Raw genomic sequence first — 19,438 nt, forward strand, 5'->3', positions numbered from 1 at the left:
GGCACGATCGGCAATTTCAGCGACCGTCGAGCGTGCCCACTCCCTCGCGGTCGGGGCTCTGATGGGGCATCTGCAAATACTAGGCGCGCTGGAGCAGCGAGAACTCGATGTCGATGTTCTCGCGTTGTCCGATGGCGTCGAGTTCCTGGCGAAGATTGTGCAGGTTGACACGGGCGGGCACGGAGAGCCGCGCCTCCATGCGGAAGATGGGGGTGCCGCTCATGGCGGCCTCTTCCGTTTTGGTTTCCAGCGATTCGATGTTGACGCCCAGCCGGCTCAGCACGGAACTCAGTTGATGAACCACGCCGGGATGATCCATACACGACGCCAGCAATCGACAGGGAAGCGCGGACTCCGACGCCGAGCGCGACGCCGGGTGTTTGCTGGTGAAGGCCAGCCCGGCCTGCGCCGTCAGCGACGGGAACGAAGCGGCTACGCGTTGCAACGCGTCTTCCTTGCCGGTTACCAGCAGGATGATGGTGAACTCACCGCAGAAGACGGCCATCTTGCTGTCCTCAATGTTGCAACCTTCCTTCAACAGGAACTGGCTGATCTGCTCGACCAGTCCGACACGGTCCGGACCGACCGCGGTTACAACCAGATGTTCACGTTCGTAGGAATTGGGAGTCATTAAATTTCCCCTTAGCAAATTTCCTGATGACGTATCCGAGCCGCGCCAGTTATGGCACGTCCCCGATGCACGAAAACCTGAATGCTCCTGGGCGCGGGACTTGGTCGCGCATCCGATCATCGTGGACGCGCCATAACTGGCGCGGCTCGGATACACAAACCACAAAACGCTTTAGTACTTCGGCACCGACGGATCAACCTGATCGCTCCAGGCCAGGATGCCGCCCTTCAGATTCTTGATGCGTTGGAAGCCCACGGTCTTCAGGAAGTCCACGGCCTTGCCGCTGCGCATGCCGCTCTTGCAATGCACGACCAGATCATCGGCGGGGTTCAACTCATTCACGCGCGCCTGCAACTGCCCGAGCGGAATCAATCGTGAACCGGGAATCGTGCAGATATCCACCTCGTGCTGTTCGCGGACATCGAGCAACACAAACGATTCCTTGCGATCCATTCTACTTTTCAATTCCACGGGCGTAAGTTCCCACTCGCTCGCCTCCGGGGCCGGAGGCGGCTCGGGATGGATGCCGCAGAACTGATCGTAGTCAATCAACGCATGAATGGTTGGGTTGGTCCCGCAGATCGGGCAATCGGGCGCCTTGCGCAACTTCAACTCGCGGAACTTCATCTCCAACGCATCAACCAGCAGCAGACGGCCCACCAGCGAATTACCCTTGCCGATAATGAGCTTCACCACCTCCGTCGCCTGAATCACTCCAAGCAATCCAGGGAGAATGCCCAGCACTCCGCCCTCAGCGCAACTCGGAACCAGCCCCGGCGGCGGCGGCTCGGGATAGAGGCAGCGATAGCACGGGCCGTCCTTGGTGGCGAATACGGAGGCCTGGCCATCGAAGCGGAAGATGCTCGCGTAAACGTTGGGCTTGCCGGAGAGCACGCAGGCGTCATTGGTTAGATAGCGCGTGGGGAAGTTATCGGTGCCATCGGCGATGATGTCGTAGTCCTTAAAAATATTCAGCGCATTCGCGGAGGACAGCGCGACCTCATGCGTCTGCAATTCGATATGCGGATTCATGCCATGCAGGCGATCCTTGGCGCTGGCCAGTTTGGTGCGGCCCACGTCGGCGGTGCTATGCAGAATCTGGCGCTGCAGGTTGCTGAAATCGACCACATCAAAATCGACCAGACCCAACGTGCCCACTCCCGCGGCGGCCAGATACAATCCAAGGGGCGAGCCGAGGCCCCCTGCGCCGATGCACAGGACCTTGGCGCTTTTGAGCTTCAACTGCCCTTCCATGCCCACCTCGGGCATGATCAGATGGCGGCTATAGCGTAAGACTTCGTCCTTTGAAAGTGACATGTTCAATTTCCTTCAATTCTTTAGGGGGTTCAAAAAGGCGCGGCTCTTCAGATAACTAGCGACAGGCGGGCACAGGGGACGCGCCGCCGGCGATGGAAGGAATAATGCTCAATACGTCGTTGTCTTTCACCGGCGTCTGCTCCTTGCTGAGGTAGCGGATGTCTTCGTCATTCTTATAGATGTTCACGAAGCTGCGAAGTTTCCCCTCTTCAGTAAATAATTGCTTGCGCAGATCGCCATACTGCGCGGCAAGATTCTTAAAGGCTTCCTCGACGGTCGCGCCCTCAACGATCACAGTGTCGTTTTTCGCCGTATACTGCCGCAACGGCGTCGGGATGATGATCTTCACACCCATTCCAGAACTCCTCCGAAACTTCAGGCCGCGACTGCCAACCCGCAACTATCATTAAACAACTATGCCGGATCGTCCACAATGTTCAATTCAACAGGCAGAAACTGCGACATATCTTCGTTCAGTTGCCAGGCGGTCAGCTCGCGCGGCTCACCATTCGCAACAGCTAGAATAGCATAGATGAGGAAGGGATGGGCGTGGCGGCGGTCGAACTCAGAGGGGCGTGCGGGGTGATCGGGGTGGGAATGGAAATAGCAGATAATGTCGAGCCCGCGGCTGCGGGCTTCGCGGTCAACGCGGATGAAATCCTGTGGGTCCACCAGCGTGCGATTGCGCGCGGAATCCTGCGGGCTGGTTTCGTAAGGATTGTCCTCGTAGCTTTCCCACACGTTGGGCATGGGCGCAAAGTCCGCCACCAGCATACATCCGTCGGACTCCTTGCCAATCAGCAGGCCCTGCCCTTCGCGCGGATAGGCAGCGATGGCGTGCTGGGCGATTTTTTCATATTGACTGCGCGGGATGCTTAACGACATAGAAAGTTGGTAGCCCACCGATCATTCATTTGGTTCGTCCCAGAATCGCTCACTGAGATATTTATCAGCGGCGTCGGGAAAGATGGTAACAATTTTCGTTTGTTGTCGAACGGCAAGCGGTTCCTTTTCCAGCCGTGCGGCAATCTGAAAGCAGGCATCCAGCACCGCGCCGCATGAGATGCCCGCCAGCAGGCCTTCCTCGCGCGCCAACATCTTAACCCAGTGATACGCCCTCTCGGTGTCGATGGCCATGTCCTCATCGGCCACTGTCGCGTCGTATATTCCCGGCACCATCGCTGTTTCGAGGTGCTTCATGCCTTCCAGACCGTGAATAGCCGAATCGGGCTGCACCGAGATGAGCTGGATCGCCGGATTGAACTCACGCAGGCGGCGGCTGGTGCCGATAAACGTTCCAGTCGTTCCGAGTCCCGCGACAAAATGAGTGATCTTGCCGTCGGTCTGGCGGATAATTTCCGGTCCCGTTGTCTCGTAATGCGCGCGCCAGTTGGCGGGATTGTTGTACTGATCCGGGTAGAAATATTTTTCTGGATCGGCGGCGTACATCTGCTTGGCCATCTGCTGCGAGCCGTCGGTGGATAGATCGGGATCGGTCAGCACCATCTCCACGCCGTAGGCTTTTAAGATTTTTTTGCGCTCGGGACTGGCGTTGGCCGGCAGGCAGAGGCAGACCTTGTAGCCACGATTCGCGCCGATCATGGCGTAGGCGATGCCGGTATTTCCGCTGGTGGCGTCCAGGATCACTTTCCCCGGCTGCAGCGCTCCGCTCAGCTCGCCATCGCGGATCATGCTCCACGCGGCGCGATCCTTAACCGACCCACCGGGGTTGAACCACTCGGCCTTGACGGATATCTCGATGGGAGCGAAGCGTTGAGCGATGCGCTCCAGTTTGATCAGGGGCGTATTGCCAATCAGGCGTAGCAGGGAGGTTTGCTCGCCTGGTCGCACTACTTTAATATGTCCATCTATCTTGCTGGTCATGAACAGGTTATCTACTTTCAGATCGACACCCACCAGCCCTAAATTAAGGTCGATACGGGGTCGGGTCCGCGATACACCAACAGGAGCAATTCTGCTCTTGCTTTGAAAAGAGATGATTGTAGCGTCCGGCTGGAAGCACTGTCAACGCTACCAGCCTGACTCCCGCGATTCTGCTCTGTCCCTACTCGATTACGGTGCGATGGAACGGTGATCCATTTTAGGACTTTGAAAATCATCTATACTGAAACTAGCGCGGGAGGAACGTTTGAAGGCAACTTTGAAGCGGTGGGCAAAGATTATCGCTGGCATGGCAATGCTCCTGGCGGGCATCGCCGGGTGGCTGCTGCCGATTATTCCCGGCTGGGCATTCTTCATCCCTGGCCTGATCTTGCTCAGCACCGAATTTCATTGGGCCCGCCGTCTACTGACATGGTTGAAAAGCAAGTTCCCCAAGCAGTCGTCCCAGCCGTAATTCCTCGCTGAAAAACTATTTTCGTTGTCATTCCGAGCGCGGCGAGGAATCTGCTTTTGTCCCGAGCGGCGGAAGTCAAAGCAGATTCCTCGCTGCGCTCGGAATGACAACGGAAGGACGATTCAGCAGGCCTGCTTATCAGAGGATTGCTAGCTGCCGCGCTCCGAACTCCACAACTTTAGATACGGCTGCAAATCCTGCATGAGCTGTGCGAAGTCCGGCAGACGGAGCGACTGCGGTCCGTCGCTGAAAGCCTTCTCGGGATTGGGGTGGACCTCCACCATCAATCCGTCGGCGCCCGCCGCGATCGACGCCTTGCACATGGACGGAATCAATGACCGCTTGCCGGTGGCATGGCTGGGATCGACGATGACGGGCAGGTGCGTCAACTCCTGCAACACGGGCACGGCGGAGATGTCCAGCGTGTTGCGCGTGTAAGTCTCGAAGGTGCGGATGCCGCGCTCGCACAGAAACACGTTGGGGTTGCCGCTGGTTACGATGTACTCGGCGGAGAGCAGAAATTCCTTGATCGTCGAGCTGAGGCCGCGCTTCAGCATCACCGGGCGGTTGATCTTGCCGACGCGCTTCAGCAGGTTGAAGTTCTGCATGTTGCGCGCGCCGATCTGCAAAATGTCGGAGTACTCGGCGACCAGGCTCACGTCCTCGGTGGACATCACTTCGGTGCAGACGGCCATGCCGGTCTTCTCGCGCGCGTTGGCCAGCAACTTCAACCCAACTTCCTCGAGGCCCTGGAAATCATAGGGCGAGGTGCGCGGCTTGAAAGCGCCCCCGCGCAGAATCTGCGCGCCAGCCTTCTTCACGGCAATAGCCGTCTCGAGAACCTGCTCCTCACTCTCCACCGAGCATGGTCCCGCGAAAATAATAAACTCTTTGCCGCCAAGGCCGTGCTTGCCCAGCTTGATCTCTGTCTTGCCGGGCTGCGACTCCTTGCTGACAAACTTGAATGGCTGGCTGATCGGCACGACCGACTCAACACCGGGCGCCGCTGCGATGGACTCCATAACGGCCTCCTTGTTGCCTCCGCCGCCGATACCCCCAATGACGGTGCGCTCGGTGCCAACAATCGGATGAGACTTGTAGCCCAGCTCCTGTAACCGCTCGCAGACGTGATCAATCTCCTGCTTGCTGGCTCCGAGTTTCATCGAGATAATCATTTTGTTCCTCCGCGGGCCTCGGCGAAATAACCATTCCGGCCGGCCCGCATTCAAGTTTGTGGCAACAGTGTTGAAAATGAAAAAGCCCACTCGCTTTCGAGTGGGCCGGGATTCTAACGCGCGGATACGCAGTTAGCGGCCCAGCCACCCCCGGTAAAAGTAAAATCGACGGGTATTCATCATTGTAACTGACTCCGGGCGCAAGCAACTTCGCGCTATGCCCTAAATGGGGCTGAATTAGCATTTTACCGCCCGGAAATTGGGCTTGTCTAGGAGAAAAAATGAGCCTGTTCCAGTTGATGCAATGGAACAGGCTCATTGGTTAAGAGTTGCTAAGTCCGGCCTCGGAAATTACTCCGTGGCGCCGACCTCCACGCTGAGGTCCAGGTTGACGTTAGTCTTGTAGGAAAACTTGATCTGCGGGCCGATCGCCGGTGTTCCGAGTTCCTTGGCATACTCCTCGCGCAGGGAAACGGTCTTGCCGCCGAGCACGGTCATCAGGGCATAGGCGGTGGGAATCTCCGCCTCGGGAATGGTCATGTAGTCCTTGTTGAAGACCACGAAGTCAGCGAACTTGCCGGGTTCGAGCGAACCGATCTCCTTCTCGCGCAGCACGTAGTAAGACGCCCAGATGGTGGTGGTCTTCAGCGCGCTGACACGGTCAATGGCTTCGCTCTTGGCGATGGCGTCGCCCTTGTCGTTCAGCCGGGAAATTTCCTTATACAGGAACGTCAGTGGCGTAACGCCTTCGCCGCCGCCAAAGCCCAGGCCTTCAAACTCGGTAACGGGAATCACGCCGCCCTTGATGAGCGAGCCGAACGGCGAGATGCGGTTGGCCTTGTCGAGGCCGTAAACGGCCAGCCACGGCGTCGAGCGGTTGATGAAGTTCGGATTGCAGCTCAGGGTGATCCCGAGGTTCTTCATGCGGGGAATCTGATCCTGACGCGGATACATGCCGCAGTGATCCGACGACAGACGCTGCGAACGGACGAAGTCGAGCGTGATGTCGGGATTCTCCTTCATCACGCGCTCCTGAATATCCATCACCAGGTCGAGGCCCTTGTCGCCGTAAAGGTGGTTGACCACGTAGCGATAGCGTGTGCGCATGGCGGCGTACACCGCTTTGTAGTAGCCGTTGCCTTCCTGAATGATGCAGTACTCCTGCGACTTGTATTGCGGCGGCGCTTCCATGGTGGTGCAGATAGACGGCGGGCCGGCGTCAATGCCGCCCAGCGTCATGCCCACGTTCCAGAAATACTTCGAGCCCAGTCCGGCCCAATCGCCCAAGCGCAGGAAGCAGCCCGGCGCGTCCGGCTCCACCTGATTGCAGTAGCGGTGCGAGAATCCCAGACGAATCGGCATGCGGTTTTCGCGGACCAGCTTCATGAAGGCAGGCATCTTGGACAGTCCCACAATGTGCGAGCTGTAGGTGGTGAATCCGCCGGCGGCCTGATGCGTCAAGGTGTCGGCGATCACGTTGGCCAGTTCGCCCAGGTGGTTGTCGAAATACTTGTCGGCGATCAACGAGCGGCCAAACACCGTGGACATGGTGATGGCGTCTTTTTCATTCTGGTCGGTCGGCTCGACTTCATACATCTTCAAAAAGTCGTCGCGCGCCGCGGTGTTCAGCAGCCATGCGCCGGGACCGGCATTGACCAGCACGGGCATGGTGGGCGCCCAGCCATCAAGCTGCGGGCGCGTCAACTGCTTTTCGTTCAGGTACGAGACGGCGTTCCCACCAGCGGCCGCGCCAGGCTGCGAGATGCCGATGACCGCCCATTGGCCGGGCTCGGGACGCGCCATCTGCTCCTTGATAACCAGCTCGATGCCCTTGGTGTAGTCGCTGTAGTTCTTGCCGGAAACCTGAAAATTCTTGGCGACCTTGTCGATGATGGCCGGATTTTCGCGTGCCCAGCGACCGACCGCGCCGTCATGCAGATGGTTGTGGGCGTCAATGAAACCGGGCAGGACCGCGCGGCCCTTCACGTCCAGCTTGCGCGTGCTCGGACCCGCCATCACCAGAATTTCGGCGTTGGTTCCGAGCGCAAAAATGGTGTCGCCGCGCACGGCCATGGCCTGATGCGTGCGGCCGGAAGAGGCGTTGAGGGAGTGATCGTCCATGCTGTAAATCTTCGCGTTGTGGACGATCATGTCGGGATAGGAAACAATTGAGGCGGGAACATTATTCAGCATCTGCTGCGCCTGCAAGCCCGCCGCAGTAATGATCAGCAGGGACAGAGCCGTTCCCAGTAATCCGGTAATTCGTTTCATTGCGTTCATGTCCTCCAAAGTTCGATCGTTAAATTCGTTGACGCGCTGGTTCGCCCGCTGCCGCGCGCAACTCCAGAAAATACTCAAAATGTTCCCCGCTGAGTTGGGCAGCCCGCCCCAATAGCCATTGATGATAGCTATCTAACAGATGACCTATTCTATCCAGCCCCTGTGAATTGTCAATCGTGATTCACAATCACCCGCCCGCCCGGCGAAACTACTGGGGACCAAGTGCCTTGGCGGCCTCGTTGAGGGCCTCGATAATCTGCTCATTAGTGGGCCGGACGCGGGCATCCACATCCGTGAATTTCCAGGCCACGCGACCGAGCGAGTCGATCACGAATGTCGCCGGGTGCGGAACAATGTAGCCTTCCGGGTTGGACTCGTTCTTGAACAGCTCGGGATTCAACTGCCCGTAGCGCGCGATCACGCGATGATCGGGATCGGCAAGCAGCGTGAAGTTCGGCGGCCCGCCCTGCTCCTTCGCCTGACGCGCCACCATCTTGGCCGCGCCCTCCACATCATCGGGACTCAGCGCCAATATAACCGTGGACTGATTCAACTCGCTATTCCCATCAAACAAATTTTTCAGCTGGCCCAGCTGCGTGGTGCATGCGCCTCACCAATGGCCGCGATACATCACCAGCACCACATTCTTACCGCGGTACGCTGAAAGCTGGTGAACCTTGCCATTCTCATCCTGCAGATGGAAATCGGGAGCCGTATCGCCCGCCACCACGCGCCTCAAGTCAAAGGGCGACAAGAAGTAGCTATCCGCCGGACCCTCGACCGGCCCCAGCGCGGCCTGTGCCGTCGCCTTTTCGGCAGCGAGCAGCGGCGCCAGCATTAGTGCCAGCAGCAATCTTCGCAGAAACATGGATTCCCCTCCTCAAGCAGGATGCGTTAATCAGGCACAAGCAAAGCACTCGCAGTCATTATAGGCAGCGCTAGAATGAATGCAACCCATAAATCACGCGATGCGAGTCACTCACGATTTCCAACTTTCCACTGCGCATCTGCCATCCGCGCGCCCAAGGCGTGGTATTCTTATTATTAACGGCAGCATGGCAGACCCCTTCGACTGATGACGCCGCTCCGAACCGATTCCAAAGGATAGCAAAATATTATGGCAACAACACCCTCGACTGCTCCCGCAGCCGAAATCCACCCGGCCCGCAACGAGACGATTCGCAACATCGCCATCATCGCGCACGTCGATCACGGCAAGACCACGCTGGTCGACGCCATGCTCCGGCAGAGCGGCATCTTCCGCGCCAATGAGGAACTGCAAGACCGCGTGATGGACTCGAACGACCTCGAACGCGAACGCGGCATCACCATTCTGGCCAAGACCACCGGCATCCGCTATCACGGAACCAAAATCAACATTGTCGACACGCCCGGCCACAGCGACTTCGGCGGCGAAGTCGAGCGCGCCCTGAAGATGGTGGACGGCGTCATGCTCCTGGTTGACGCCAGCGAAGGCCCTCTGCCGCAGACGCGCTACGTGCTGACCAAGGCGCTCGAGGCCAAGCTCCCGCAGATCGTGGTCATCAACAAGATCGACCGCCCCGACGCCCGCATCCCGGAAGTGCTGAACGAACTCTACGATCTTTTCATTGATCTGGACGCCACCGAGGAGCAGCTCGATTTCCCCATCATCTACTCCAACGCCAAGGCCGGCGTGGCCCACGACAAACTGGACGATGGCTCGGAGAATCTGCAACCGCTGTTCGAGGCCATCGTGAAGAACATCCCGGTGCCCAAGGGCGTCCCGGAAAATATTCTGCAAATCCTGGTCGCCAATCTCGATTACAGCGACTACCTGGGCCGTCTGGCCATTGGCCGCGTCTTCGACGGCACGCTGCGCCTCGGCGACACCGTGGGCATCGTGAAGCTCGATGGGTCGCTGCAAAAAAACAAGATCACCAAACTATATTCCTTTGAAGGGCTAAACCGCGTTGAAGAGACCATGATGGGCCCCGGCGACATTCTGGCCGTAGCCGGAATTGAAGGCATCACCATCGGCGAGACCATCACTCATGCCGATACGCCGAAGCCGCTGCCGCTGATCACCATTGATGAACCGACCATCGCCATGACCTTCACCGTGAACACTTCGCCCTTCTCGGGACGCGAAGGTCAGTTTGTAACATCGCGCCACCTGCGCGACCGCCTCGACAAGGAACTGCTCACCAACGTCTCCATCAAAGTCGAGGAGGCCGGCGGCCCCGAGTCTTACAAAGTGAAGGGACGCGGCGAGCTGCAACTGGCCATCCTGATCGAGATGATGCGCCGCGAAGGATTCGAGCTGGCCGTGGGTAAGCCGGAGATTCTCACCAAGACCATCGGCGGAAAACTGCACGAGCCGCAGGAGATTCTGGAGATCGACTGCCCCGAAGCCTACCTCGGCGTGGTGATGGAGAAGATGGGCGTGCGCAAAGGCAAGATGGAGAAGATGATCAACCACGGCTCCGGCCGCGTGCGCCTCGACTTCCTGATCCCCTCGCGCGGACTGTTCGGCTTCCGCAATGAGATTCTCACCGACACGCGCGGCACGGCCATCCTGAACTCACTGTTCAACGGCTATATCGAATGGCAGGGCGACATCCCGACGCGCCCCACCGGCTCGATGATCGCCGACCGCGCCGGCAGGACCACCAGCTACGCCATCTACAATCTGCAGGAGCGCGGCGAAATTTTCGTCACGCCGGGCCTGGAGGTTTATCAAGGCCAGCTCGTCGGCGAGAACGCCCGCGACAAGGACATGGACGTCAACATCATCAAGGAAAAGAAACTCACCAACATGCGCGCCTCGACATCCGACGAAGCCATCCGCCTGGTCCCGCCGAAGATCATGAACCTGGAGCGCGCCATCGAGTTCATCCGCGAAGACGAGCTGGTCGAGGTGACTCCAAAGTCCATCCGCCTGCGCAAGAAAATCCTGCAAGCCAACCAGCGCTAGGGCATTTTGATTTTGCGCGGGTAGCCACGTCAAGCGCATTTCTTGGCGCGGGTTTTCCCTTCGGGGCTTGCAACACAGCGATACCCTACCGCAGGACATTCCGCTCAACCCGCCCAAAACCCCGCGCTTGCGGCTGGCAAGCCGGATATGCCAAACCGGAAGCGGCGTGGCGTATCATTCTGCTATACGTCGCAGAACCCTGCGAAATTTGGAACGTCGCCACGCGCCCGAAGGACCGCAACGGTTTTGGCCTGTCGGTTTCCCAGGCTGATAGCGAAGCACGACTGATCGAAAGTAAACTTACCCTGCTGCCCGACAACGAGCAGGTACATCGCGCACGGCGGCGCCTGGTGGTATCCTATGGCGTAATGGGCGTACAGGTACACGATGCCCGCCTGGTCTCCGCCATGCATGTCCACGGCGTCACTCACCTGCTTACGCTCAACGAAACAGGATTTTACCCGCTATCCCGACATTACCGTCGTACATCCACAAAAAGTGGCGCAGCCGTAATGCGAAAATCACACGGCCAAGACTGAATTGCGGAATGGTGTATCCGAGCCGCGGAACTCGGCGAGCAACTCGCCGCGGTCTACTCCATCGTCAAGCAGCTCATCAATAGCGGTGCAATAGGTCGCCGGGAAAACAAAAAACGCATCGGCGGCGCGATGGCTGACGAAGTAGAAACTAAGTAAAAGATTTCCCGCAGTAAAATTATGATGGGAACCGTCCCGCTTGTCCCCGTGTTTTGTGTTTGAACTTCTCCCTGATCCTCCGTTCTCCGCATGCTGCCTCTGTGGTATATTAAGCGCCAGTTAGGGCCGTAGTATCCGGTTGTATCTTGAGCCCTTCCAATACTTGTGCCGCTCGGCACCGGTGCCAAGTGTTGATGGCTCGTAAGGCGCGAACCATATACAGTACAAGGAGTGAATCATGGTGGGCTTACCAGATAGACCCATACTGGAAACACCAATCGCTGTGGTCGACTTGGAAACAACTGGTCTAAGCACCGCCGGAGACCGGATTATCGAAATCGCTATCGTCCGTGTTGAGCCTAACAAAGAACCTGAGCTCGTTCTAAATACCCTCGTCAATCCCAACCGACAAGTTGCGGCAACGGAAATCCATGGAATTACCGATGCAGATGTAGTCGATGCACCAAGTTTCCGAGATATAGCTGGCAATTTCCTAGCAGCAATCGGCGGTTGCGTGTTCGCATCATACAATGTCTACTTCGACGCAAAGTTCGCACAGAGTGAACTTGCTGCGGCTGGAGTGAACCGATTCCCCCCCCTTACCTTTGTCTAATGTATTTGAGACCCATGCTTGGTTTAGGATCGAAGTGTTCATTGACAGATGCCTGCGTTAATCACGGGTTGGAGTATCGGGTTGCCCACCGGGCTGCTGATGATGCGCTTGCGAGTGCCAAGCTTTGGCCGATATATAAAAAAAGCCTTGAGAGCTTGGGGATTACCACCTTCAGTCAACTGGCAGCCCGCAAGCCATATAAGTTTACAGCTAGTTTCAATGAGAAGTTTCTCGATGCTTCCTTTATGGGAGCGTATTCCGCTATCGACTCGTTTGAAACCTCGGGGCACATCGATTGCGCCCAGCACAACTGCATCTGCGCTCAGTTCCAGGCAGGAATTGATACAGGAGTATTGGGATACACTCACGGTTGTGTTATCCGATCTTGAAATGACCAACGACGAAGTTCAGCATCTCAAGACCAAGAGGCACTCTCTGCAGCTCACGAATGAAGAACTGATGTGGCTCCATGCTAGAGCTTATGCTGGAATTCTTACGAACGCCTGCGTAGACAAACGCGTGACGACTGCTGAGGCGCATATGCTGCATCGTCTTTCAGGCGCGTTTCGAGAGATTGGGTGGGCTCCTGGAGACTCTCTCGAACCCGCAACCGGGTGGCGTGGGATCATGCACCGCTTGGGCAATAGTGGTTAAGCACGCGATGAATTCATCAGAGCATTCTCAAAAGACAGCGGAGTCATAAATGAATCAACCTCCATATAAAATTGTCTCCATCGCTCAAGGTACTTCTGAATGGCATGCGTGGAGGAGCCAAGGTATTGGTGCTTCAGATGCTCCTACCATTATGCGCGAGAACCCGTGGAAAACTCGCCAACAGCTTCTGACTGAAAAATTGAATGATCATCGTCAAAGCCCGAATGCTGCCATGGCGCGAGGCACTGCATTGGAACCAGAAGCCAGGAAATTCTATGAACGCAAAACAGGCAGAAAAGTTCGTCCCGCATGTCTCCAGAACACTGACCTTGATTGGCTGCGGGCAAGTGTCGATGGGCTTAGTAACGATGAACAATCAATCGTAGAAATTAAGTGTGGCATTCGCGTATATGAGGAAACAGCCCTAAGCCGCCAGGTACCCGAACACTACTATGGACAACTGCAGCACATTCTTGCCGTGACTGGACTTTCCACAATTGATTTTTGGTGTTACCTACCAGGACGACCGGATGTTCACATTGTCATCGAACGCGACAAGAAATATATTGAGTTATTGCTCCTCGAAGAACTTTCCTTCTGGCAAGAATTCCTTCGACAGAAACGGCAAACGGGAAACTGTTGAAAGGCGGGATGTATTTCTCGGATTGGACAGCAATCTGGTTCTGGCGCTGTGTATGCCTGGCGCGGATTGCTCGCGTGATCGCCGTTGACGGACCGCATCATGTGGCGCGGCGGGTTGCCTGGTGGGGCAGGCATTCCTGCCTGCCGTCTTTGATTGATTGAAGGGGGACAGGCCGGAGGCTTGTCCCTACCTAGGATATTTCCGCTACCACGCGGAGCACCGGAGGGGCGACACATGAATAGCCCCGGGTGTGAACCTACGGTTACGGTCTGTTTGGTTTGTCATTCCGAGCGCAGCGAGGAATCTGTTTTGCGTCCAACCTTGCCAACCTAAAAAGCAGATTCCTCGCTGCGCTCGGAATGACAAACAATGGGAATTGTGGATCGCACGGATGCGGCGCGGGCCAAAAAAGATTCGGCGATACGCGGAAATTATCTAGAAAATTTTGGCGCGCTGGAATCTTTGGATAATTCCGCTAATTTGTCGCGGTGCGACGCGGAATTTTGGTACTAAAGGCCACCGCATATTTGGTCAGAGTGGTCAAAACCGTAAACGTGTGTACTTTGGGCAGAGCCGACGATTCCGCAAACTTGTCCGGCTAAAAAGGAGTTCGGAATTGGGTCTTGCGGGCCTATCGCGTCCGCGAAAAATCCCACGGCGCGAACCGCGCTCACCGTGGCTACCCGGATGCGAGGACCCTAGATGCCGCGACCTGAGATGCTCAACTTCGGGCGCGGGCGCCGTCTTGCGAGAGGGGACGCGACAAGGGACTCAGCAGGGGGCGCATGATGCTGAGGATCAGACGCTCCAGCAGCGCGCGCTCGTCGGGCGGACTGGAGCGCAGCGCGATGTCGGTGCGATAGGCCAAGCGCATGGCCCGCGCCAGATGCTTGGCGGAGAAGCCGCGCGCCTGGCGCAGCAGCTCGCCCATCTGATCCGGCGGCGCGGGAACCTTGCCCGTCCACAACACGCGCGAGGCCTGGCGCGGGTCGCGCACTTGGGCCTCCTTCAACAGCATCAACTGACGCAGATAGCGCACCACCTCTGCGGCCACCAGCGGCGCGTACTCGGACTGCTGATGCAGTTCGGCAATCGTCTCAACAGCGCGGCGCGCGCTCGCTGATCCCACGGCGGCGGCCAGCGATCCGCCCGTGGGACCCGCGCCCGAGCCCAGCATCAGCGCGACATCGGCTTCACTGATCTCGGGCTGGCCATCGGCGTAAAGCGCCAGCGACTCGACCGCCGCGGCCATTCGGCCCATGTTGCGCTCGAGCAGCGTGACGATTCGCTCGGCGACCTGCGCGTTGATCTTGACGCCGCGCTCGGTGGCCTGCTCGATGACGAAGCGCACTGCGTCATCCACGTCGGGCGCGACCAGCAACACAGCATCGCAGAGCCCGTCCCAGGTCTCGATGCGCGACTTGGCCTTTTCCTTCTCGCGCCAGTCGCCGCTATCGGGATCGACATCGAGCATCTCGAAGACCAGCACGGCATCTGGGTTGGGACTCTTGAAATATTCGCCGAGCAACTCCTTGGCCTTGGCCCCGCCCGGCGCGCCGACATTGCGCACCAGAAGCAACTGACGCGGCGCCCACAAGCTGCGTGATTGCGCCTGCCCGATGACTGCATCGAGCGAAGTCTGCTTCAGGTCCAGCTCGATTAATCCATTGCCATCCGCGGCCAGCCCCATCGCTTCGCGCAACGCAGCCCATATCCGGTCGCGCCAATAAACCTGTCGCCCGATCAGCGCGTAGCCGGGAGAGAGTTTCCCTTTGCGGATATTTTCGAGAACCCGTGATGCGGGAATCATGGAATTATTCCACGCCTTCCATAATCATGGTTACCAAGCTGGAGGCCATGCGGCGACTGAGGCGATACATGGCCGGCTGATTCTCGCCGAAGTACACGGCGGGGTCCTGGCTGACTTCGTAAGGCTCGCGAAAAATCCAGTCGCTGGTTTCGAACAGCGTCGCACCCGACCGGGCATCGGTCAGCGCAAGACGCATGCCGACGGTAAGCAGCACTTCGGTGGTGCGTCCGCTGCGCGGATCGAACGCCACGGGCGAAGTGTAGAATGCGGTCACCGCACCGCGCAGCACGGCGTCGCTACCCGCCGCCTCCGATTGTACGCGATAGGGCGAGCGCGTCAGAAAAGCCTGATGCACGGCGGAGGTCAGGCTCTGCTCAATGCGGAACCCGAGTGTTTCGTTCTCCAAAGGAAGGATAGCCAGCGACTGGACGTTGGCGGGAAGCCCGCGCGGAACGCCGTTCGAGACGCGGTATCCGCAGCCGGTGAAGACCGCGACGATCGTCACGAGAAAAATAGCGCAGAAGCGGGGAAACATACGGCGATCAGGCATTGTGCTCACGCGGAGAATGCTCAGGTTGCGGCAGATCGGACGTTGACGAATCCGCGATACCCAGCTTGCGCCGCCGCGCTTGAAGCAGTCTAGCAATAATCCCGCTTAACCAATAAGACGAAGCGATGAGCAGCAGCACTACATGCGAGTAGAACCAGATCATCCCGAACAATGTGCCAATTAGAATGACCATGACGAAGCCGCGACGGCGACGGAAATCGAGCCCCTTGAAGCTGTGATACCGCCATGTGGAGACCATCAGAGCGGAGGTGGCGCTCAGCAGCACCAGCCAGAACGGCACCCACATCGGAGTGCTCATCGGTATGCCGGAGTTGAAGTGGACGATGGCAGCCACGATGCCAGCCGACGCGGGCGTGGGCATGCCAATAAACTTACTGTGCTCCGGCTTTTCCGGACGCGCCGCCTGCTGAATGCTATGGGTATTGAACCGGGCCAGGCGCGCCGCGCTGCAAACGACAAACAGGAACGTAACCACCCACCCAGCCGATTCCAGCAACGGTGGCTCGGTGGCGCTGGTAACTCCGCCAACAGCGTGAATCCCCCAGGAGAAGGCGAGGAATGCCGGAGCGATGCCGAACGTAATGGTGTCGGCCAGCGAGTCCAACTCCTGACCAAAGGGGCTGGTGGTGCCCATCAGGCGGGCGATGCGCCCGTCGAGGCCGTCGAAAAGAACGGCGAAGCCGATGGCCTTGGCGGCATTGTCGAAATGGGCGGCGGCCAAGCCCAGATCATTCATCAAAAACAGGCCGGCCTTGGAGACCTCCGTCAGCGCGTAGTATCCGCAGAAGATGTTGGCCATGGTGAACAAGCTGGGAATAATGTATGCCCCACGGCGGATGGGCCGACGCCGCTGGGGATGGCCGCCAGCATCTGCGTGGGAACTTCGGTGAGAACTGCGCGACATAGCTCCCTCCAATGCGGACTCGGTGAATTCGTTCGCTGGCTGCCCGTTACATAACCGCTACACAACCGTTACACAACAGGTTGAGCAACTTGGATCGGCGCGACTAGGGCTCCGCGATCAAACTCGCCGCGGCCCGCACACGATCTCCGACCTTTATCAGGAGCTTATAGGATGCGGGCAATTCCAGGTCCACGCGGGAGCCAAACTTGATCAGCCCGATGCGCTCGCCGCGCGCCACCGTATCGCCGACTTTCTTGTACGGGACAATGCGGCGCGCCACCAGTCCGGCGATCTGCTTCATGACCACATGGCCCTGCGGCGCGGTGTCTGAGGCATCAATCGTAATGGCGTTCTGCTCGTTCTCCGTGGAAGCCTCCGGAACGCTGGCCACCAGAAACTTTCCGCGGCGGTAGACCTGCTCGGTGATGCGTCCGGCTACCGGTGCGCGGTTGACGTGAACGTCAAACACATTCAGGAAAATGCTGATCTTCCAGCGGCGGCCCGTCGGGCTGTCAAACTGCCGCACATCCACCACCTTGCCGTCCGCAGGTGAAACCACGCCATTTCCTGGAGGTATGGGTCGCTCCGGATCGCGAAAGAAATTCAGCACGAACGCCGTCAGGAGCCACTCCGGGACTCCCCACATCCAGCCGCCCCAGTAAACCGCGAATCCGCTCAATCCCAGCAGTGCTATCGCGTAATAAATTCCGTCTCGAACCATGCTGAGCTGCCGCTTCCGCTTTCCGGGCCATCCGCGATTGCATTGCGCGCGGGGGCGAATCTATGCTTCATCCTACTCAGCTAGTCTATCACCCGAAATGCTGCCGTGCGTCAATGGACTGAAACGGGGGTCCAAGCAGAGCGCGACCCCAAGGGGCGGACCCGTTCAACGAGTACCAATGACCGTTGAACGGATTCGCCCCTTGCGGGTCGCGGCTCGGCGTAGGCGATCCCTTGCCTATGCGGTCTGCAAGCGCCGGTGGAGAATATCTTCCATGCGGTCCTTCAGGGAGAGCTTCAATTTCTTGATTCTGATTTCTTCGACTTGTTCGGCTTCCGTCAGATGGGGGCGGTCCATTAGTTCTTGCAACATGGATTTACATCTAGAATGTTCGTGGAATAGGCGGGCGTATTCTGCGTCCTGCGCTAACAACTGCTCTTTAACTTCTTGTTCGTTGATTTGCATTGATGCTCGATTCCTCCTTCATGCCAGGTGGGATGAGGCTCGACGTCTCCAAACTACCACCGAACCATTCCAAATTCAAGAACATCGCCATGCAATATTTTGCGGGGGGAGGAGGGGGCAGGCGTTCTTTCTAACTGACTGATCCCCGGCGCGTCCAGCCACTCGATCTGCCAGTCAAGCTGGCGGCTTCTTCAGCGCCAGAATCAGGGCGTCCTCAACCGGGTTGCTGTAGTAGCCTCGCCGTATTCCTTGAGCGGAAAAGCCCAATTTTTGGTAAAGACCCCGCGCCGCCGCGTTGCTTTGCCGGACTTCCAGAAACGCTCGCTCAGCGCCCAGCGCAAACGCTCTTTCTACTGCCGCAGCCACCAGCGCTCCGCCGATACCGCCGCGGCGCGCCGCGCCACTCACCGCCAGATTCAGTATTTCCGCTTCGCCCGCCACCACACGCGCGCAGATGAATCCCAGCAGTTCCCCGCCCGGCGCATCGGCGGTTGCCACCCACCCAAAACCAGTCACTTGCGCTGAGCCCTGCCTGCTCAACAAATCGGCGTAGGCTTGCGCACTCCAATGCGCCGCGCCCGGAGAAGCCGCCGTCAATTCAGCGGCCGTGACGGCATCGGCAACGGACATGGCGCGCAATGGCATCATTTCCTTTACGGGCCTTCCAGACCTTCTATATATTCCTGAACAATTCGGCGTCCGAAGCACGGACATAGTTGGCGTCCACCGCCGCGGCGTCCACTCCACCGCCCCGGCGCAATCGGTCGATCCCCAAACGCGCCAGAGTATCCGCCATGCAATTAGGCGTGGCCACCAGCGAGGAACCAGGGAATCCCGCGGCAGTGATGGTGTCAGCCCAAAGGCCAATCTCTGGTGAGCAGATTCGCGGCATATTGTTAATGGATGCCGCGGGCAAGCTCCCGCAACGGTCCAACAGGTCACGCAGCGAACCGACTGTTTCCGCACCCACCAATTTCATTTGCTCTCCGGCTCTCTCGTAGATCGCGCCGAACACTTGCGCCCGGCGAGCGTCGAGGATGGGCACCCAAACCACCGGCGTGGCCGCGGCTGAATCAACAGAATCGGCCACCTCTTCAGCCGCACGGGCGATCAGCTCCAGCGTGGAGACGGCCACCACCGGTTTGCCATGCACTTCGGCAAAGCCCTTCACCGCCGCCGCGCCCACGCGTATGGCCGTAAAGGAGCCGGGGCCAATCGAGACAGCGTAGCCTGCCATATCCGCCGTAGTCAGATGATGGCGTCCGAGCAAGCTGGCAATCTCATCGTGCAGCGCCGTGCCCGTCCGCTCGGACGATAGGCCGGCTTGCTCCAGCAGCTCATTGACACCCGCCCCATCCTTCTCTCGATAACATACGAGCGCGATGCTGCCGTGTCCTGAACTGGTTTCGACCGCCAGTAGATATTGATCGTGTACGCTTGTCATTTAACTTCTTCCACACACGCCGCGTAATGGGGAGCTGTCGTCCTGAGCGCGGCGCCTGAGGACAGCGAAGTATATGCTTTGCATTCTTCGCTGGAGCAAAAGCAGATACTTCGTCGCTACGCTCCTCAGGAGGACATTTTCCAAACCGACCCACTACCACGCAATTGTTCAATATACTCCGGATGGAAATGGGTGTGCTACCA

General features: G+C 58.2%; 20 protein-coding genes. 4 read left to right on the top strand and 16 right to left on the bottom strand.

Annotated elements, in window-relative coordinates:
- Nucleotides 1-79: 79 nt before the first annotated feature.
- The 5 genes from EXQ56_07090 to EXQ56_07110 all read right to left on the bottom strand — a co-directional run bounded on the left by EXQ56_07090 (nucleotide 80) and on the right by EXQ56_07110 (nucleotide 3,832).
- Nucleotides 80-751, bottom strand: a complete 672-nt coding sequence (locus EXQ56_07090; protein ID MSO20220.1) for an ACT domain-containing protein — start codon at nucleotides 749-751, stop codon at nucleotides 80-82.
- Between the two features lie 51 nt (nucleotides 752-802).
- The gene (gene moeB, locus EXQ56_07095; protein MSO20221.1) at nucleotides 803-1,948 is read right to left on the bottom strand and encodes a molybdopterin-synthase adenylyltransferase MoeB; all 1,146 of its coding nucleotides are present in this window, start codon (nucleotides 1,946-1,948) and stop codon (nucleotides 803-805) included.
- 55 nt (nucleotides 1,949-2,003) lie between these two features.
- Nucleotides 2,004-2,297 carry a MoaD/ThiS family protein gene (locus EXQ56_07100; GenBank protein ID MSO20222.1) on the bottom strand — a complete coding sequence of 98 codons (294 nt, stop codon included), beginning with the start codon at nucleotides 2,295-2,297 and terminating at the stop codon, nucleotides 2,004-2,006.
- Nucleotides 2,298-2,362: 65 nt separating this feature from the next.
- A complete protein-coding gene (locus tag EXQ56_07105) occupies nucleotides 2,363-2,833 on the bottom strand; it encodes a M67 family peptidase (GenBank protein MSO20223.1) in 471 nt (156 codons plus the stop codon).
- 21 nt (nucleotides 2,834-2,854) lie between these two features.
- A complete protein-coding gene (locus EXQ56_07110; GenBank protein ID MSO20224.1) occupies nucleotides 2,855-3,832 on the bottom strand; it encodes a cysteine synthase family protein in 978 nt (325 codons plus the stop codon).
- Between the two features lie 265 nt (nucleotides 3,833-4,097).
- Here EXQ56_07110 and EXQ56_07115 point away from each other — a divergent pair, with 265 nt between their 5' ends.
- Entirely contained in the window at nucleotides 4,098-4,304 is a 207-nt protein-coding gene (locus EXQ56_07115) for a hypothetical protein (protein ID MSO20225.1), read from the top strand.
- A 149-nt stretch (nucleotides 4,305-4,453) separates the two neighbouring features.
- Here EXQ56_07115 and aroF read toward each other — a convergent pair whose 3' ends face one another.
- The 4 genes from aroF to EXQ56_07135 form a co-directional block, all read right to left on the bottom strand.
- Nucleotides 4,454-5,479, bottom strand: coding sequence for a 3-deoxy-7-phosphoheptulonate synthase (gene aroF, locus EXQ56_07120; GenBank protein ID MSO20226.1), 1,026 nt, complete (start codon nucleotides 5,477-5,479; stop codon nucleotides 4,454-4,456).
- 351 nt (nucleotides 5,480-5,830) lie between these two features.
- Nucleotides 5,831-7,759, bottom strand: a complete 1,929-nt coding sequence (locus tag EXQ56_07125; protein MSO20227.1) for a hypothetical protein — start codon at nucleotides 7,757-7,759, stop codon at nucleotides 5,831-5,833.
- A 208-nt stretch (nucleotides 7,760-7,967) separates the two neighbouring features.
- Complete coding sequence (locus tag EXQ56_07130; protein MSO20228.1) at nucleotides 7,968-8,351, bottom strand: redoxin domain-containing protein; 384 nt, start codon at nucleotides 8,349-8,351, stop codon at nucleotides 7,968-7,970.
- A gap of 18 nt (nucleotides 8,352-8,369) precedes the next feature.
- Nucleotides 8,370-8,597 (bottom strand): redoxin domain-containing protein, encoded by a 228-nt coding sequence (locus tag EXQ56_07135; protein ID MSO20229.1) that lies wholly within the window; start codon nucleotides 8,595-8,597, stop codon nucleotides 8,370-8,372.
- A 279-nt stretch (nucleotides 8,598-8,876) separates the two neighbouring features.
- Here EXQ56_07135 and typA point away from each other — a divergent pair, with 279 nt between their 5' ends.
- The 3 genes from typA (at nucleotide 8,877) to EXQ56_07150 (ending at nucleotide 13,320) form a co-directional block, all read left to right on the top strand.
- Nucleotides 8,877-10,715 carry a translational GTPase TypA gene (gene typA, locus EXQ56_07140; protein ID MSO20230.1) on the top strand — a complete coding sequence of 613 codons (1,839 nt, stop codon included), beginning with the start codon at nucleotides 8,877-8,879 and terminating at the stop codon, nucleotides 10,713-10,715.
- 933 nt (nucleotides 10,716-11,648) lie between these two features.
- Complete coding sequence (locus tag EXQ56_07145) at nucleotides 11,649-12,023, top strand: 3'-5' exonuclease (GenBank protein MSO20231.1); 375 nt, start codon at nucleotides 11,649-11,651, stop codon at nucleotides 12,021-12,023.
- 703 nt (nucleotides 12,024-12,726) lie between these two features.
- Nucleotides 12,727-13,320, top strand: coding sequence for a hypothetical protein (locus EXQ56_07150; GenBank protein ID MSO20232.1), 594 nt, complete (start codon nucleotides 12,727-12,729; stop codon nucleotides 13,318-13,320).
- A gap of 721 nt (nucleotides 13,321-14,041) precedes the next feature.
- Here EXQ56_07150 and holA read toward each other — a convergent pair.
- The 7 genes from holA to tsaB all read right to left on the bottom strand — a co-directional run bounded on the left by holA (nucleotide 14,042) and on the right by tsaB (nucleotide 19,235).
- Complete coding sequence (gene holA / locus EXQ56_07155; GenBank protein MSO20233.1) at nucleotides 14,042-15,130, bottom strand: DNA polymerase III subunit delta; 1,089 nt, start codon at nucleotides 15,128-15,130, stop codon at nucleotides 14,042-14,044.
- Between the two features lie 4 nt (nucleotides 15,131-15,134).
- A complete protein-coding gene (locus EXQ56_07160; protein ID MSO20234.1) occupies nucleotides 15,135-15,689 on the bottom strand; it encodes a hypothetical protein in 555 nt (184 codons plus the stop codon).
- Nucleotides 15,673-16,605, bottom strand: coding sequence for a phosphatidylcholine/phosphatidylserine synthase (locus EXQ56_07165; protein MSO20235.1), 933 nt, complete (start codon nucleotides 16,603-16,605; stop codon nucleotides 15,673-15,675). The genes EXQ56_07160 and EXQ56_07165 overlap by 17 nt, the downstream gene beginning before the upstream one ends.
- A 103-nt stretch (nucleotides 16,606-16,708) precedes the next feature.
- A complete protein-coding gene (locus EXQ56_07170; GenBank protein MSO20236.1) occupies nucleotides 16,709-17,326 on the bottom strand; it encodes a phosphatidylserine decarboxylase in 618 nt (205 codons plus the stop codon).
- A gap of 237 nt (nucleotides 17,327-17,563) precedes the next feature.
- Nucleotides 17,564-17,791 carry a DUF465 domain-containing protein gene (locus EXQ56_07175; protein MSO20237.1) on the bottom strand — a complete coding sequence of 76 codons (228 nt, stop codon included), beginning with the start codon at nucleotides 17,789-17,791 and terminating at the stop codon, nucleotides 17,564-17,566.
- Nucleotides 17,792-17,965: 174 nt separating this feature from the next.
- A complete protein-coding gene (gene rimI, locus EXQ56_07180; protein ID MSO20238.1) occupies nucleotides 17,966-18,421 on the bottom strand; it encodes a ribosomal-protein-alanine N-acetyltransferase in 456 nt (151 codons plus the stop codon).
- A 43-nt stretch (nucleotides 18,422-18,464) separates the two neighbouring features.
- Nucleotides 18,465-19,235, bottom strand: a complete 771-nt coding sequence (gene tsaB / locus EXQ56_07185) for a tRNA (adenosine(37)-N6)-threonylcarbamoyltransferase complex dimerization subunit type 1 TsaB (GenBank protein ID MSO20239.1) — start codon at nucleotides 19,233-19,235, stop codon at nucleotides 18,465-18,467.
- Between the last annotated feature and the right edge of the window lie 203 nt (nucleotides 19,236-19,438).

The organism is Acidobacteriota bacterium (assembly GCA_009691245.1).
Taxonomy (GTDB): domain Bacteria; phylum Acidobacteriota; class Terriglobia; order 2-12-FULL-54-10; family 2-12-FULL-54-10; genus SHUM01.